We start from the raw sequence: 16,076 nt of genomic DNA on the forward strand, positions 1-16,076 counted from the left end.
CCTTCACCCCCGGTAATTTGTATCGAGCATGCTACGCAGCTTTTTCGCAAAGCCTTCATCTAACACAGCTACAACGACTCGCTCATCTCTCCCAATCGCATGCCCTAATTGTTGTCGATTTTCGACCTTTCTCATTGGTACGTTGTAGTACGTAGTTTTATCTGTGATGCGTTTTGTAGTATTTACTGACGCATCTTCAGATAGCAATACAAGTTTTGCTTTGCCACTTCGTACTTCTTTTAAAACGAGTTCTTCACCCGAAATAATTTTCCGAGCCCGGTTTGCTAGTCCTAAAAACGATTTCCAATCGGACACTTATTTCGACTCCTTCTCAACAAGCTCAAGAAGCTCTTCATATAAAGAACCGTCGATTTTCGCTTTTAGATGATGTTCCAAAACATTTTTCTTTTGAGCTTGAAGAATGCTCTCCTTGTCCTTCGACAAGTAAGCACCTCGTCCTGATTTTTTCCCAGTTAAATCAATGGACACTTCTCCCTCTTTGGAACGAACAATGCGAACGAGCTCTCGTTTTGATTTCATTTCTTGCGTTGCAACACATTTTCGTAACGGAACTTTTCGATTGCTCATACTCATCACCTCTATTCGATTTCGTCTTCCACTGAATCGAATCCAAATGCGATTACGCTATCTTCTTCTGTTACAATACCAAGTTGTTTCGCATCAGACTCACTCTTAATGTCAATTTTCCAGCCTGTTAATTTAGCTGCAAGACGTGCATTTTGTCCACGCTTACCGATAGCTAATGATAGCTGGTGGTCTGGAACAACTACTGTTGTCGCTTTTTCTTCTTCATCTACAAGTACTTTAACAACTTGTGATGGGCTTAATGCATTTGCAACATATTCAACTGGATCATTTGACCAGCGAACGATGTCAATTTTTTCACCTTTTAATTCGTCTACAATGCGTTGTACACGTTGCCCTTTTGGTCCTACACAAGAACCAACTGGATCAACATCAGTGTTCTCTGCATATACAGAGATCTTAGAGCGATCGCCAGCTTCACGTGCTACAGAACGAATTTCTACAGTTCCATCATAGATTTCAGGAACTTCCATTTCGAATAAACGTTTTAAAAGACCAGGATGTGTACGTGATACGTAAATTTGTGGTCCTTTTGTCGTTTTTTCTACTTTCGTAATGAATACGCGAATACGATCATGTGGTTTGTATTGCTCATTAGGCATTTGCTCACTTACAGGTAATAAAGCTTCTACTTTTCCTAAGCTTACATAGATGAAACGAGCATCTTGACGTTGTACAATACCTACCATAATATCTTCTTCACGATCACTAAACTCAGAGTAAATAACACCGCGCTCTGCTTCACGCACTCGTTGTGTTACAACTTGTTTTGCAGTTTGTGCTGCAATACGACCAAAGTCTTTTGGTGTTACTTCAATTTCTAGTACGTCACCATCTTGGTAGTTTGGATTAATTTGTCTTGCTTCCTCTACAGAAATTTCAAGACGTGGATCAAACACATTGTCTACTACGTCTTTACGTGCTAAAACTTGAATTGTTCCCACTTCTGGGTTAAAGCTCACACGAACGTTTTGTGCTTGATTAAAATTGCGCTTATAAGCAGAGATTAAAGCTGCTTCAATCGCATCAATAATAATGTCTTTGCTAATGCCTTTTTCAGATTCTAATACGAGCAAAGCATCTAATAACTCAGTGCTCATGAAGATCCCCCTTCTAACTAAAACGTAACAGCAAGTCGCGCATTTGCGACTTTATCCATCGAAATTTGGATTTCTTTTTTACGTGTTTTAATTGTTAATAATAATGTTATTGTTGTACCATCGTAAGAAAGCAGTTTTCCTTCAAACATCTTTTCACCATCAATCGGCTCATATGTTTTAATTGCCACTTGTTTTCCTACCGCTTGCTGGAAGTCTTTTTCTTTCTTTAATGGGCGTTCCGCTCCAGGAGATGATACATCCAAAAAGTAAAGATGAGGAATTGGGTCCTCTTTATCTAAAGCTTCGCTTAAACGTTCACTTACCGCACCGCATTCTTCAATGTCGACTCCCTTTTCAGAATCGATGAATACGCGTAAGAACCAGTCTTGTCCTTCTTTCACATACTCTACATCTACAAGTTCAAGATTTAACTCTTCAACGATCGGCTGCGCAAATGCTTCTACAACTTCTGTGACTTTCTTATCCATAAACAGCCTCCTTCCTGCCGTCATGTACCATTTAAAAGAAGAAGACCCCGCCAATTTAAAAACGGTCTATCTTATTCTTTCTCGTTAGCTAACAAAAGCCCCTGCTGTTCAGCAGGGATTATCTGTCTTAGTATTACCAAATTTAAGAAGTAAAACTTGTAACAAAATATGTATATACGACAGAAATCTTTTACCTATCTACGTAGATAAAACATAGATAGTAACACGAAAGAGTGGGTTTCCCCACTCTTTTCTTTACACAATATACATGACATGGTTATCTCGGTTAATAGTATATCATAGGAAATGTTGATTTGCAAAGACTTTTCCTACCTACTAGAACAGTGATAACTGGTTTTGATCTGGTAAGTCTCCTAAACAACCTTGGCTATCTAAATACTCAATAATTGTTTTCGAAACCTTACTTCGCTGTTGCAAGTCTTCTTTTGATAAGAAGTCTCCATTTTTACGTGCTTCTACAATACTTAAAGCTGCGTTTGTGCCAAGACCAGGTACTGCATTAAATGGAGGGATTAATGTATCTCCATCAATAATAAATTCTGTTGCATGTGAGCGGTATAAATCCACCTTTTGGAATGAGTATCCACGCTCACACATTTCAAGTGTCATTTCTAGTACCGTTAATAAACTCTTCTCTTTCGGCGCAGCATCGAGTCCCTTTTGAGCAATTTCATCAATTCTTGCACGTATAGATGCTGAACCTTTCGCCATTGCCTCTACATCAAAATCATCTGCACGAACTGTAAAATATGCGGCATAGAATAACAGTGCAAAATGTACTTTAAAGTATGCGATACGTACAGCCATAAGTACGTAAGCAGCCGCATGGGCTTTAGGGAACATGTATTTAATCTTCTTACATGAATCAATATACCAACCTGGTACATTATTATTTTTCATGTCTTCTTCCCATTCTTCCGGTACACCTTTACCTTTACGAACCGACTCCATGATTTTGAAGGCTAATGATGGATCTAGACCTTGATAGATTAAATATACCATGATGTCATCACGACAACCGATAACTTCGCTCAGCGTACATGTACCGTTATAAATTAACTCGTTTGCATTACCAAGCCATACGTCGGTACCATGTGATAGTCCAGAAATTTGGACTAACTCTGAGAATGTCGTCGGTTTTGTCTCTTCTAACATCTGTCTTACGAATTTTGTACCAAACTCTGGTATACCAAGTGTACCTGTTTTACAGTTAATTTGTTCTTCCGTTACCCCTAACGATTCTGGACCAGAGAAAATTTTCATTACTTCTGGATCATCCGTTGGGATTGTTTTCGGATCAATACCACTTAAATCTTGTAACATACGAATAACGGTCGGATCATCGTGTCCTAGTATATCAAGTTTCAATAAATTATCATGAATCGAGTGGAAATCAAAATGCGTTGTTCTCCATTCAGCACCAATTGAATCAGCTGGATACTGTATTGGTGAGAAATCAAAGATATCCATGTAATCTGGCACAACGATAATACCGCCTGGATGCTGTCCTGTTGTACGTTTTACACCGGTACACCCTGCTACTAAGCGATCAATCTCTGCATTTCGAATCGTTAAGTTATGATCATTTGCATAACCTTTTACATATCCGTAAGCAGTTTTTTCCGCAACTGTACCAATCGTTCCTGCACGATATACATAGTCTTCACCGAACAGTACTTTCGTATAGTTATGGGCACGTGGTTGGTATTCCCCGGAGAAGTTCAAATCGATATCGGGTACCTTATCTCCTTTAAATCCAAGGAATGTTTCGAACGGAATGTCATGTCCATCTTTTACATATGGAATATTACAAGCAGGACATTCTTTATCTGGTAAGTCAAAACCAGAGCCTACAGAACCATCATTAAAGAATTCTGATTGCTTACACTTCGGACATACATAGTGTGGTGGTAATGGGTTTACTTCTGTAATTTCCATCATCGTTGCAACAAATGATGATCCTACCGATCCACGCGAACCTACTAGATATCCGTCTACTAACGATTTTTTCACAAGCTTATGTGAAATTAAATAAATTACGGCGAATCCATGCCCAATAATACTTTTTAATTCTTTTTCTAAACGTGCTTCTACAATTTCCGGTAGCTCTTCACCATAAATGCTACGCGCCATTTTATAACTCATATCACGCGTTTCATCATCAGCACCTTCAATTTTCGGTGTGTATAGATCGTCTTTTACTGGATGCACATCACCAATTAATGACGCAATCTTTTGTGTATTTGTTACAACAACTTCTTTCGCTTTATCTTCACCTAAGAATGAAAAACATTCTAACATTTCATCAGTTGTACGGAAATGTACTGGCGGTAATGAATGTCGATTTAACGGATTGGCTCCGCCCTGCGAACTGACTAAAATTTTACGATACATTGCATCCTCAGGGTCTAAATAATGCACGTTTCCTGTAGCAACAACTGGTTTATCTAACGTCTCACCTAGTTTTACTAAGTTAGAAATAATTGTTTTTAATTGACCTTCGTCTCGAACAAGTTCACGTTCTACTAAATGACGCAACACCTCTGGAGGCATTACTTCAATGTAATCATAGAACTGGGCAATTTCTTCTACCTCTTCAGGTGCCTTTTGCATCATTGCCTCGAAAACTTCACCTTTATCACAAGCCGTTCCTACTAAAATTCCTTCACGGTATTTTTTTAATAGTGACCTCGGCACACGTGGTACACGGTAAAAGTAATTAAGGTGAGAATATGAAACAAGTTTATATAAATTTTTCAATCCAACATCTGATGTGGCAAGTAACGTCATATGACTTGGACGGCCACGCTTATACGCATCCCCTTGTCCCATGCTATCATTTAATTGATCGTGATATTCAAATCCCTTTTCAATTACGTCTTTCAACATTTTCACAAGTAAATATCCCGTCGCTTCTGTATCATAAATCGCACGGTGATGTTGTGTTAATTCAATATCAAGTTTTTTACACATCGTATTTAATCGATGATTTTTCATTTCTGGGAATAAGAATCGTGCAAGTTCTAACGTATCAATAACGGGGTTATTCGTTTTTTCTAGTCCAGCCTTTTTAAAACCTACGTTAATAAAGCCCATATCAAAGCTCGCATTATGGGCAACAAGTGTATGGTCGCCCATCCATTCCTCAAACTTTTTAAACACTTCGTCCACTTCAGGTGCATCAGTTAACATATCATCTGTAATACCTGTTAATTCAATGATCGTCGCCGATAATGGTTGATGCGGATTTGCAAAAGATTCAAAGCGGTCAATAATTTCGCCACCCTTTACTTTTACAGCAGCCAACTCAATAACTGTATCGTATACAGCTGATAAACCTGTCGTCTCAACGTCGAAAACAACATACGTTTCCTCTGCAAGTAAACGATGCGCTTCGTTATATGCTATCGGTACACCATCATTAACTAAATTTGCTTCTACACCATATATAACTTTAACTCCAGCCTTCTTCCCCGCAGAATACGCCTCTGGGAAAGACTGAGCCACGGCATGGTCTGTAACCGCAATAGCCTCATGTCCCCATTTACCAGCTTGAGCAACAAGCTTAGAAACTGGAGTGACAGCGTCCATTTGACTCATCGGAGTATGGAGATGCAGCTCTACTCGTTTTTCGCCTTCTGGTGCTTTATCTTTACGAGACGGTCCTGTGATTTCATTAATATCATTTGCAATCATTACTAAATCTCGAACGAATGTATCGTTTTGAACAGAACCACGCGCTTTCACCCACATTCCTTTTTTCAAGGATTGCAGCATTGGAATATCTTCTTTGTCACGCGAGAACATTTTGATCATAATAGAATCCGTATAATCCGTTATTTTTAAAGTTAATAACGTACGTCCACTACGAAGCTCTTTTGTTTCTACATGGAAGACATATCCTTGAACCGTTTTTCTTCTTTCTTCATCTTGAATTTCTCGCATCGGTGTAATCTCTTCATCTGGCTTAATAAGATACCCGAGTGTAATCGGTCCTTCATACACAACGCTGCTTTCTTCAGCTTGCTTCTTCGCCATTTCTTCCATAGCTTGTATAACACGCTCGCGGTCTTCTTGCTGCGTTTGTTCACGAAACTTTTGCATTTCTTCTGTATTTTGCTGTATATGTGTGTCTAACTGAAAACGCGGGAATCCAAAAACTTCGTATTGATCCCCTACTGGTTTCGCAACGTTTTTCTTTAAAGCAGTAGACTCCAACTCGTTATTCACATTTATTAGCAACTTCACTCCATTCACCTGTGGAAGCTGCTTCTTTAAGTATGCGAACATAGGTGAAAATGTAATTCGTTCCGTACAAAGCGGCCAATACGCCCTCACTTCTTCTTCTGTAAATTGTTTATTCTCTGTTTCTAATGCAAATGTTGTTCTTGCAATATGAGAAAATGATTGCTTAAGCTTTGTTTCTAGCAATTCATATAATTCTGTAGGCAAAATACGTGGCACTTGTAAATCAAAATGCCAACTTTTATTCGCTTTATCAATAACGAGCCTTTCAATACCACCGCCTTGTAAATATTGATTTATAAGGTCGTCTGGTATTTGCAACTGCTGGAGCAAAATTTGAAATCGCTCTTGTTGTTCATTTGTTAAAGACATAAGCACTCTCCTTCCATTTGCTATTATAAATTGAAACGTACCACAAAGAAAGATTTCTCACCTCTTCTTTTACAAAATACGTTTACAAAGAAAGAGAAGGTACCCCATTACGAGGTACCTCTTCTTATTTTAAAATATTTGCAATATATGTTTGAAGTTCTTCTACTTTTACTTCTTCAGACTCACCTGTAGCACGTACTTTCACTTCTACAATACCTTCGTCTGCTTTTTTACCAACTGTAACACGAACTGGAAGACCAAATAAATCTGCATCTGCAAATTTAACACCTGCACGTTCTGCACGATCGTCTAATAACACTTCATAGCCTTGTTCTTGTAATGAGTTGTAGATATTTTCACCCATTTCACGTTGTGCATCCGATTTCATATTTACTGGAATTACATGCACATGGAACGGTGCTACAGCTTTTGGCCAAACTAAGCCGTTCTCATCGTTAAACTGCTCTGCAATTGCTGCCACTGTACGAGATACCCCGATACCGTAACAACCCATAATAAGTGGTTGTGTTTTTCCGTTTTCATCCAGGAATGTTGCGTTCATTGCTTCACTATAACGAGTTCCTAATTTGAATACATGACCAACTTCAATTCCGCGTGCAAAAAGAATTGTTCCGTTTCCATCTGGAGATTGGTCTCCTTCTTGGATGAATCGTAAATCTGTATATTGACTTACTTTAAAGTCACGTTCTGGATTTACATTTACATAATGGAATCCTTCTTCATTCGCTCCTGAACATCCGTTAACAATTGATGCTACAGCATGATCAGCAATAATTTCGATATCACCTGTTACATTAATCGGTCCTAATGAACCAACTTCACAATTTAATAATGCTTTTACTTCTTCATGAGAAGCAAGCTCAACAACTGAAGCGCCGTATACATTTTTCACTTTCACATCGTTTACTTCGTGATCACCACGAACAAGTACCACTACTAATTTCTCATCTACTTTAAACACCATAGACTTAATGCACTTGTCAGCTGCAATGTTTAAGAATGCGGATACTTCTTCAATTGCTTTTTGGTCTGGTGTTGCTACTTTTTCAAGTGCTTTTTCTGCTTCGTCACTCTTCGTATACGTAGCTACAACAGGAGCCATTTCGATGTTTGCTGCATAATCAGATGTGTCAGAGTATGCAATTGTATCTTCACCAACATCAGATAATACCATAAATTCATGTGTATCTTTTCCGCCCATTGCTCCAGAATCAGCAATAACTGCACGGAAATTCAAGCCACAGCGAGCAAAAATGTTAGAGTATGCTTTATATAAACGATCGTATACTTCATCTAAGCTCTCTTGTGTAGCATGGAAAGAGTATGCATCTTTCATTAGAAACTCTCTTCCACGTAATAAGCCGAAACGAGGTCTTTGCTCATCACGGAATTTTGTTTGAATTTGGTATAATGTTAACGGTAATTTTTTATATGATTTCACTTCATCACGCACAAGATCCGTAATTACTTCCTCATGTGTCGCTCCTAATGCGAATTCACGAGCATTACGATCTTTCATACGCATTAATTCAGATCCGTAAGAATACCAACGACCTGATTCTTGCCATAATTCCGCAGCTTGCATAGCTGGCATTAATAATTCTACAGCTCCTGCGCGCTCCATTTCTTCTCGAACGATACGTTCTACTTTGTGTAATACTTTTAATCCAAATGGTAGAAAGCTATAAATACCAGAAGCATTTTGACGCATAAAACCTGCACGAAGTAATAGCTGATGACTCTTAATTTCAGCATCAGCTGGAACTTCACGTAATGTAGGACTGAATACCATACTTTGTTTCATTTATTTGCACCTCTTCATTTTACTCTTACACGCAGTAAAACCCCTCACCTCGAGTTAGGTGAGGGATTTTATTCTACGAGCTCTATTTCATTATAAGTTTCACTTTATTTTACAAGAAAAACTTACGAATGTCATTCCAAGTTACAACTAACATAAGTAACATTAATAATGCAAAACCAATAAAGTGAACCATTCCTTCTTTTTGGCGATCAATTGGTTTCCCTCGTAACGCTTCAATTAAGAAGAAGAATAAACGGCCACCATCTAAAGCAGGAACTGGTAATAAATTAAATAAACCAAGATTAATGCTTAGAACTGCAGCTAAACTTAGTACACGCGTAAACCCATAATCTACAACTTGATCTGTTAGATTATAAATTCCTACTGGACCTGATAACTCATTAATAGAAAATTGACCAGTTACTAATTTAACAAGAGATTCAAAAATTAGTTTCGTCCATTGGTACGTTTGTTCAAATCCTGATTTAATAGAACCCATTACTGTTTTCTCTACAGGAGAATACACACCGATTCTACCAACTTCGTCTTTTCCTTCTTTATCGAGTGTTGGCGTTACTTTCACATTAAACTGTTCATTATCACGCTTTACTTGTAACGTAATTTCTTTATTTGGGTTTTCACGTACAATAGTAACAACATCTTTCCATGTACTTGTGTTTTTCCCATCAATAGCTTGAATTGTATCATTCTCTTTCAATCCAGCTTGCTGTGCTGCACTGTTATCCATCACTTTTCCGACCATTGGTTTGTCAATAGGAACCCCTTGTACAAATCCAAGAATCACAAAAATAACAAATGCTAAAATGAAGTTCATTGCAGGACCCGCAAAGATTGTTAAAGCGCGTTGCCCTAGTTTTTTCGAGCCAAATTGTCTATTATACGGAGCAATTTGAATTTCTTCCCCCGCAGTAATAATACGAGCCTTTTCATTCACTCGGAATGTTTGAAGCTCTTCCTCGTACTCTTCATAGCCCGAAATTGTTAAATTATGCTCCAAATCAGCTTGTTCGACTTCAATAACACGAACATTTGGATACTTTTCATATCCATCAAAAACTAATTTCACAACTTCGTCTTTTTCATTTAATACAAGGCCAACCTTTTTCCCAGGCTTTAACTCAACTGTGTCCGCATCCTCGCCGGCCATTCTTACATAGCCACCAAGGGGCAGTAATCGAATCGTATACACCGTTTCATTCTTTTCAAATGAGAATATTTTCGGACCAAAACCAATCGCAAACTCGCGGCATAAAATACCTGCTCTTTTTGCGAAATATAGATGCCCTAGCTCATGGAAAAATACGAGTGCACCGAAAATTAATATAAAGGCAATCGCTGTATTCAATTCCATAACCACCTTTGCTAAATTTGTTCCATCACAAACCGTCTTGTGGCCGCATCAATTTCCAAAATTTCCTCTAAGCTCGGTCGTGCAATGACATTGTGATGGTTCATTGCTTTTTCAATGAGGTCTTCCACTGTTAAGAAACCAATTCTCTTTTGTAAAAAGGCTTCAACAGCTACTTCATTCGCTGCGTTCATTACAGCTGGCATACTTCCACCTGCTTTTCCAGCTTCATACGCAAAACGTAAACAACGGAATCGTTCTTGGTCCATTTTCTCAAAATGCAACGTCCCTATTTCCCATAAGTTTAACTGTTTTGTGTCTGAAAGAGGCAATCTATCAGGATATGTAAGTGCGTATTGAATTGGTACTCGCATATCAGGTGAACCAAGCTGCGCCATTACACTACGATCTTCAAATTCAACCATAGAATGGATAATACTTTCTTTATGTAAAACAACATCGATTTGCTCATAAGGGATACCAAAAAGCCAATGTGCTTCAATTACTTCTAGTCCCTTATTCATCATTGTAGCAGAATCAATTGTAATTTTCGAACCCATTGACCAGTTTGGATGTCGAAGCGCATCTTCTACGGTCACATGATGCAATTCATCCCTCGTTTTATCACGGAAACTTCCACCAGAAGCCGTTATAATAAGACGAGAAATTCTTTTTTCATTTTCACCATTCAAGCACTGAAAAATAGCCGAATGTTCACTATCTACTGGAAGTAACGAAACATTATGTTTTCGTGCTGCTTCCATTACAAGATGTCCTGCAGTTACTAACGTTTCTTTATTTGCAATTCCAATTGTTTTTTTCGCCTCAATTGCACGAAGTGTTGGTAACAACCCTACGCTACCTACAACAGCATTTACTACAATCTCCGCATCTGGATGTAATGCTACTTCTAAAAGTCCTTCACTACCATATACAATTTTTGTATTACCAGAAACAGATTGTAATTTTAAAACATCTTCCTCTCTTTGCACAGAGACGATTTGCGGAGAAAATTCTTGAATTACCTTTACTGCGTAGTCAATATTTTTCCCTACAGAAAAAGCAACGAGACGGAATTGGTCTGGGTGCGAGCGTAATACATCTAAAGTTTGTGTACCAATTGATCCGCTTGCACCTAATAAACTAATGTTTTTCATGACTCCAACCCCTCGTTCATTTATTAATTGTATTGTAATAAGAAGTAGAGAATTGGTAAAACGAATAACCAACTATCTGTTCGGTCTAATATACCACCATGCCCAGGTAAAATTGTACCTGAATCCTTTACGCCATAATGACGTTTAAAAGCAGATTGTACTAAATCACCAATTTGTCCAAAAATAGAAATGATAATTGTCAGCACAATTAAAATTACTACATTCGATTCGACTGGGAAGAACACGTTGTAAACAAGTGCCACAATAATTCCACAAACGATACCGCCTAATGAACCTTCAATCGTTTTATTCGGACTAATTTCTGGCCACAATTTTCTCTTGCCCAATGCTTTTCCTACGAAATATGCGCCTGAATCAGTAGCCCATATAACAAATAATGCGCAAAATACATATTTAATTCCTAATATTCTCGTTTCATTTAAATATAAGAATCCCATTGCCACATATGTCGTTGCCATCAGTAAAAATGAAGCATTATCAAAAGTAAATGTATTCTTAGAAAGGACTGTATATGATAAAAGTAATAAAACAATCACAAATGTGATTTCCAATTTACCTAATCCAATCCATGTAAACAGTTCTGATGCACTACTTGGAATTAAAAGAATCCACAATAATACTGCAGCTAAAACTGTCGGTACTGAAATAAGCGTAAGCTTATTCATACGAATTAATTCATATAAACCTATAGAAGCAAGTGCATACACTAAAACCGTAAAAGGCACGCCACCGTATATTACGATGGGAATGAATAGCGCGGCAGCAACCACTCCAGTAATAATTCTCTGTTTCACTACCAAACCCTCTCTTTCTACACGCCTCCGAATCTGCGCCCTCTATGTTGAAAGTCAGTAATCGCATTTAGCAAATGTTCTTCTTTGAAGTCTGGCCAATACACGTCTGTAAACCAAAACTCCGAATATGCAATTTGCCATAACATGAAATTACTAATACGTAGCTCTCCGCTTGTTCGGATTAACAACTCTGGATCAGGTAAAGAACTCGTCATTAAGTAGGAGGAAAGCATTTCTTCACTTACCTCTTCAGAACGAATTTTTCCTTCCTCATTATCTTTCATCATATGTTGCACAGCAGAAACGATTTCATCTCGACTTCCATAGTTTAACGCGAAATTAAGAATTAATCCCGTATTCTCTTTCGTATCTTCCATGGCTTTCTCCATCGCTCTGCGTGTATGCGTAGGAAGACGATCTTTTTGCCCTATTACTTGGACTTGTACGTTTTCTTCAATCAATTCTGGTAAAAATGTACCTAGAAATTCTTCTGGAAGCTTCATTAAATAATCAACTTCCTTTTTCGGTCTTTTCCAGTTCTCAGTTGAAAAAGCATAGAGAGTTAACACTTTCACATTAAGTTTACTTGCAAATTTTGTAATTTTCTTTACAACTTGCATACCTTCATGATGTCCCGCAATACGAGGCATTGCTCTCCTCTTTGCCCATCTTCCATTCCCATCCATAATGATGGCAATATGTTCTGGGATATATCCTTTTTTCACTTCTTCAACGAGATGATCAAACGATGTGTCCTTTTTACCTTTAAAAAAAGGAAAGTTTTTAAACATCATTCATACCCTCCAGCAAGCAGACGTATGCCTAAAAGTGTAAAAAGACCCCCTTAAGAAGAGGGTCATATTTGCGAAGTTATCGCTATTACACTTCCATGATTTCTTTTTCTTTGTTTTTTGCGATTTCGTCAACTTTTGCAATATATTTATCTGTTTCTTTTTGGATATCTTCAGTATATCCTCTTAAATCATCTTCTGTAATCTCGCCAGCTTTTTCAAGCTTCTTAAGATCATCATTTCCGTCACGACGTACGTTACGAACAGCAACTTTTGCTTCTTCAGCATATTTTTTCACAACTTTTACAAGATCACGACGACGCTCTTCTGTTAGTGCAGGGAATGCAATACGAATTACAGTTCCATCATTAGAAGGGTTTAAGCCTAAATCTGCTTTTAAAATTGCTTTTTCAATATCACCGATAGAAGTTTTATCATAAGGTTGAATTACTAGTAAACGCGCTTCTGGAACTGTAATGTTCGCTAATTGCACAACTGGTGTTGGTGCACCATAGTAATCAACTTGTACCTTATCTAATACAGACGCGTTTGCACGACCAGCACGAACTGTTGCTAATTCACGAGAATAAGCAGCAACTGCTTTTTCCATTTTTTCATTTGAAGACTTCAATACTTGTTGTCCCATATTTATTTCCCCCTTACCACTGTTCCGATATTTTCGCCTAAAACGGCACGTTTAATATTACCTTTTTCCATAACTGAGAATACAATTAGTGGAATATCATTATCCATACATAGAGAAGAAGCTGTAGAATCCATTACACCTAAACCTTCTTTTAATACATCTAAGTAAGTAAGCGTTTCGTATTTTGTAGCTGTTGGATCAATAGATGGATCCGCATTATATACACCATCTACATTGTTTTTCGCCATTAAAATTACATCTGCTTCAATTTCTGCCGCACGTAATGCTGCTGTTGTATCTGTAGAGAAGTATGGGTTACCTGTACCTGCTGCAAAGATAACAACACGTTTTTTCTCTAAGTGACGAACTGCTTTACGACGAATGTAAGGTTCTGCAACTTGACGCATCTCAATTGAAGTTTGTACACGAGTTTGAATTCCGATATTCTCCAAGCTATCTTGAAGAGCTAATGAATTCATAACTGTCGCTAACATGCCCATGTAATCTGCCCCTGCACGATCCATGCCCATTTCACTTCCAATTTTTCCACGCCAAATGTTACCGCCACCAACAACAACAGCAACCTCTACATCAAGTTCTGCAATTTCTTTTACTTGTTCCGCAACTGACTTAATAACAGTTGGGTTAATTCCAAATCCTTGCTCTCCAGCTAAAGCTTCTCCACTTAGCTTTAAAACGACACGATTATATTTCGGTTTACTCATAATGAACCTCCAATTGCTTACATCTTTATTTTAAAAAAGGGAACACAATGTGTTCCCTAATCTGTATTAGTTACTACCTTTTACTTGGTTCATTACTTCTTCAGCAAAGTTGTCTTCGCGTTTTTCGATACCTTCACCAACAGCGTAGCGAACGAATCCTTTTAATGTTCCGCCTTTAGACTCAACGAACTGACGAACTTTCATATCAGGGTTTTTAACGAATGCTTGGTCAAGTAAGCAAATCTCTTCGAAGAATTTGCCTAGACGGCCTTCAACCATTTTCGCAACGATTTTCTCAGGCTTGCCTTCGTTTAATGCTTGTTGTGTTAATACTTGACGCTCATGCTCAACTTCTTCAGCTGTTACAGCATCGCGGTCGATGTATTTAGGGTTAACTGCAGCGATGTGCATTGCAACATCTTTAGCAGCAGCTTCATCAGTAGAACCTTCAAGAACTGTTAATACACCAATGCGTCCACCCATGTGTAGGTAAGCACCGAATGCATCTGCATCAGTTTTTGATACGATTTCGAAACGACGAAGTGTAAGTTTTTCACCAATTTTAGCGATTGCTTCGTTGATGTGCTCTTCAACTTTTTTACCGTTTTCCATTGTTTGAGCCATAGCTTCTTCAACGTTAGCTGGTTTGTTAGTTAATAAGTGAGCAGCTAATTCTTTAATTAGTGTTTGGAAACCTTCGTTTTTCGCAACGAAATCAGTTTCAGAGTTTAATTCTAAGATTAAAGCGTCGTTACCGTTTGTTTCGATGAAAGTTAAACCTTCAGCAGCAATGCGGTCTGCTTTTTTAGCAGCTTTCGCAATACCTTTTTCACGTAAGAAGTCAATTGCCTTCTCCATGTCGCCATTAGTTTCTGTTAAAGCTTTTTTGCAGTCCATCATACCTGCGCCAGTTTTTTCACGTAATTCTTTTACCATTTGAGCAGTGATTGCCATACTTTTCATCCTCCTAAAATATGTATTTATACCTTTTATAAAGGTGTTTATACCTTAAAAAAGGTGATAAAAGGCCGAACCCCTTATCACCTTTCCAACTTTGTTACGCAGTAACAGTTTCTTCACCTTGTTTTGCTTCAAGGATCGCGTCTGCCATTTTAGATGTAAGAAGTTTTACAGCACGAATTGCATCATCGTTTGCTGGGATAACGTGATCGATTTCGTCTGGATCACAGTTTGTATCAACGATACCGATGATTGGAATGTGTAATTTGCGTGCTTCAGCAACTGCAATACGCTCTTTACGAGGGTCTACTACGAATAATGCACTTGGAAGACCTTTCATATCTTTAATACCGCCTAAGAATTTCTCAAGACGCTCTAACTCTTTTTTAAGTTGAACAACTTCTTTCTTAGGAAGTACTTCGAAAGTACCATCTTCTTGCATTCTTTCGATGTCTTTAAGACGCTTGATACGCTTTTGGATTGTTTGGAAGTTTGTTAAAGTTCCACCTAACCAACGTTGGTTAACGAAGTACATACCAGCACGAGTTGCTTCTTCTTTAATAGCTTCTTGTGCTTGTTTTTTAGTACCTACGAATAAGATGTCTCCGCCTTCAGCAGCGATGTCGCGCATCGTTCTGTAAGCTTCCTCAACTTTTTTCACAGTTTTTTGTAAGTCGATGATGTAGATACCGTTACGCTCTGTGAAAATGTAACGCTTCATTTTTGGGTTCCAACGACGAGTTTGATGTCCGAAATGAACACCAGCTTCAAGCAATTGCTTCATAGAAATTACTGACATAATATAGTTCCTCCTAAATGGTTTTTGATATCCTCCGTTTACTTCATCTCTAAGCGAAACTACAAACGTAGCACCAACACTTAAATCAGTAAACGTGTGTACTTTGTACTGACACCACTGCTTACTATATCATACTGAAATATTACAATCAAGTCGA

Annotated in this window: 14 protein-coding genes; all 14 read right to left on the bottom strand. The window is 38.1% G+C overall.

All coding sequences use genetic code 11. The features are described 5' to 3' along the window. Nucleotides 1-3: 3 nt before the first annotated feature. Entirely contained in the window at nt 4-315 is a 312-nt protein-coding gene (locus V7S45_RS18640; protein ID WP_001286523.1) for a YlxQ family RNA-binding protein, read from the bottom strand. Further along, on the bottom strand, nt 316-588 hold the full coding sequence (locus V7S45_RS18645; protein ID WP_000071127.1) for a YlxR family protein: 273 nt from the start codon (nt 586-588) through the stop codon (nt 316-318). 11 nt (nt 589-599) lie between these two features. Then, a complete protein-coding gene (gene nusA, locus V7S45_RS18650; protein ID WP_000102604.1) occupies nt 600-1,706 on the bottom strand; it encodes a transcription termination factor NusA in 1,107 nt (368 codons plus the stop codon). Nucleotides 1,707-1,723: 17 nt separating this feature from the next. After that, entirely contained in the window at nt 1,724-2,194 is a 471-nt protein-coding gene (gene rimP, locus V7S45_RS18655; RefSeq protein WP_000359096.1) for a ribosome maturation factor RimP, read from the bottom strand. A 336-nt stretch (nt 2,195-2,530) separates the two neighbouring features. Then, nucleotides 2,531-6,832 carry a PolC-type DNA polymerase III gene (locus V7S45_RS18660; protein WP_000060005.1) on the bottom strand — a complete coding sequence of 1,434 codons (4,302 nt, stop codon included), beginning with the start codon at nt 6,830-6,832 and terminating at the stop codon, nt 2,531-2,533. 124 nt (nt 6,833-6,956) lie between these two features. Then, on the bottom strand, nt 6,957-8,657 hold the full coding sequence (locus tag V7S45_RS18665) for a proline--tRNA ligase (RefSeq protein WP_000814299.1): 1,701 nt from the start codon (nt 8,655-8,657) through the stop codon (nt 6,957-6,959). A 109-nt stretch (nt 8,658-8,766) separates the two neighbouring features. Beyond that, nucleotides 8,767-10,023, bottom strand: coding sequence for an RIP metalloprotease RseP (gene rseP, locus V7S45_RS18670; protein WP_001090243.1), 1,257 nt, complete (start codon nt 10,021-10,023; stop codon nt 8,767-8,769). A gap of 17 nt (nt 10,024-10,040) precedes the next feature. After that, complete coding sequence (gene dxr, locus V7S45_RS18675) at nt 10,041-11,183, bottom strand: 1-deoxy-D-xylulose-5-phosphate reductoisomerase (protein ID WP_000790373.1); 1,143 nt, start codon at nt 11,181-11,183, stop codon at nt 10,041-10,043. 23 nt (nt 11,184-11,206) lie between these two features. Continuing rightward, on the bottom strand, nt 11,207-11,998 hold the full coding sequence (gene cdsA, locus V7S45_RS18680) for a phosphatidate cytidylyltransferase (protein ID WP_000813592.1): 792 nt from the start codon (nt 11,996-11,998) through the stop codon (nt 11,207-11,209). Nucleotides 11,999-12,015: 17 nt separating this feature from the next. Then, nucleotides 12,016-12,792, bottom strand: coding sequence for an isoprenyl transferase (gene uppS, locus V7S45_RS18685; RefSeq protein WP_257115651.1), 777 nt, complete (start codon nt 12,790-12,792; stop codon nt 12,016-12,018). A gap of 85 nt (nt 12,793-12,877) precedes the next feature. After that, nucleotides 12,878-13,435: a ribosome recycling factor gene (frr, locus tag V7S45_RS18690; protein ID WP_000531501.1), complete on the bottom strand. Its 558-nt coding sequence runs from the start codon at nt 13,433-13,435 to the stop codon at nt 12,878-12,880. 2 nt (nt 13,436-13,437) lie between these two features. Then, complete coding sequence (gene pyrH / locus V7S45_RS18695; protein ID WP_000042668.1) at nt 13,438-14,160, bottom strand: UMP kinase; 723 nt, start codon at nt 14,158-14,160, stop codon at nt 13,438-13,440. Nucleotides 14,161-14,226: 66 nt separating this feature from the next. Further along, nucleotides 14,227-15,114, bottom strand: coding sequence for a translation elongation factor Ts (tsf, locus tag V7S45_RS18700; protein ID WP_001018578.1), 888 nt, complete (start codon nt 15,112-15,114; stop codon nt 14,227-14,229). Between the two features lie 103 nt (nt 15,115-15,217). After that, nucleotides 15,218-15,919 carry a 30S ribosomal protein S2 gene (rpsB, locus tag V7S45_RS18705; protein WP_000111485.1) on the bottom strand — a complete coding sequence of 234 codons (702 nt, stop codon included), beginning with the start codon at nt 15,917-15,919 and terminating at the stop codon, nt 15,218-15,220. Between the last annotated feature and the right edge of the window lie 157 nt (nt 15,920-16,076).

The sequence above is a fragment of the Bacillus sp. BR3(2024) genome (assembly GCF_039134555.1).
Classification (GTDB): domain Bacteria; phylum Bacillota; class Bacilli; order Bacillales; family Bacillaceae_G; genus Bacillus_A; species Bacillus_A cereus.

Excerpts from the sequence above, each read along its gene's own strand:
- uppS (WP_257115651.1), bottom strand. The coding sequence starts at position 12,792 with ATGATGTTTAAAAACTTTCCTTTTTTTAAAGGTAAAAAGGACACATCG.
- V7S45_RS18665 (WP_000814299.1), bottom strand. The coding sequence starts at position 8,657 with ATGAAACAAAGTATGGTATTCAGTCCTACATTACGTGAAGTTCCAGCT.
- frr (WP_000531501.1), bottom strand. The coding sequence starts at position 13,435 with ATGGGACAACAAGTATTGAAGTCTTCAAATGAAAAAATGGAAAAAGCA.
- V7S45_RS18660 (WP_000060005.1), bottom strand. The coding sequence starts at position 6,832 with ATGTCTTTAACAAATGAACAACAAGAGCGATTTCAAATTTTGCTCCAG.
- V7S45_RS18645 (WP_000071127.1), bottom strand. The coding sequence starts at position 588 with ATGAGCAATCGAAAAGTTCCGTTACGAAAATGTGTTGCAACGCAAGAA.
- rpsB (WP_000111485.1), bottom strand. The coding sequence starts at position 15,919 with ATGTCAGTAATTTCTATGAAGCAATTGCTTGAAGCTGGTGTTCATTTC.
- dxr (WP_000790373.1), bottom strand. The coding sequence starts at position 11,183 with ATGAAAAACATTAGTTTATTAGGTGCAAGCGGATCAATTGGTACACAA.
- nusA (WP_000102604.1), bottom strand. The coding sequence starts at position 1,706 with ATGAGCACTGAGTTATTAGATGCTTTGCTCGTATTAGAATCTGAAAAA.
- tsf (WP_001018578.1), bottom strand. The coding sequence starts at position 15,114 with ATGGCAATCACTGCTCAAATGGTAAAAGAATTACGTGAAAAAACTGGC.
- rimP (WP_000359096.1), bottom strand. The coding sequence starts at position 2,194 with ATGGATAAGAAAGTCACAGAAGTTGTAGAAGCATTTGCGCAGCCGATC.
- pyrH (WP_000042668.1), bottom strand. The coding sequence starts at position 14,160 with ATGAGTAAACCGAAATATAATCGTGTCGTTTTAAAGCTAAGTGGAGAA.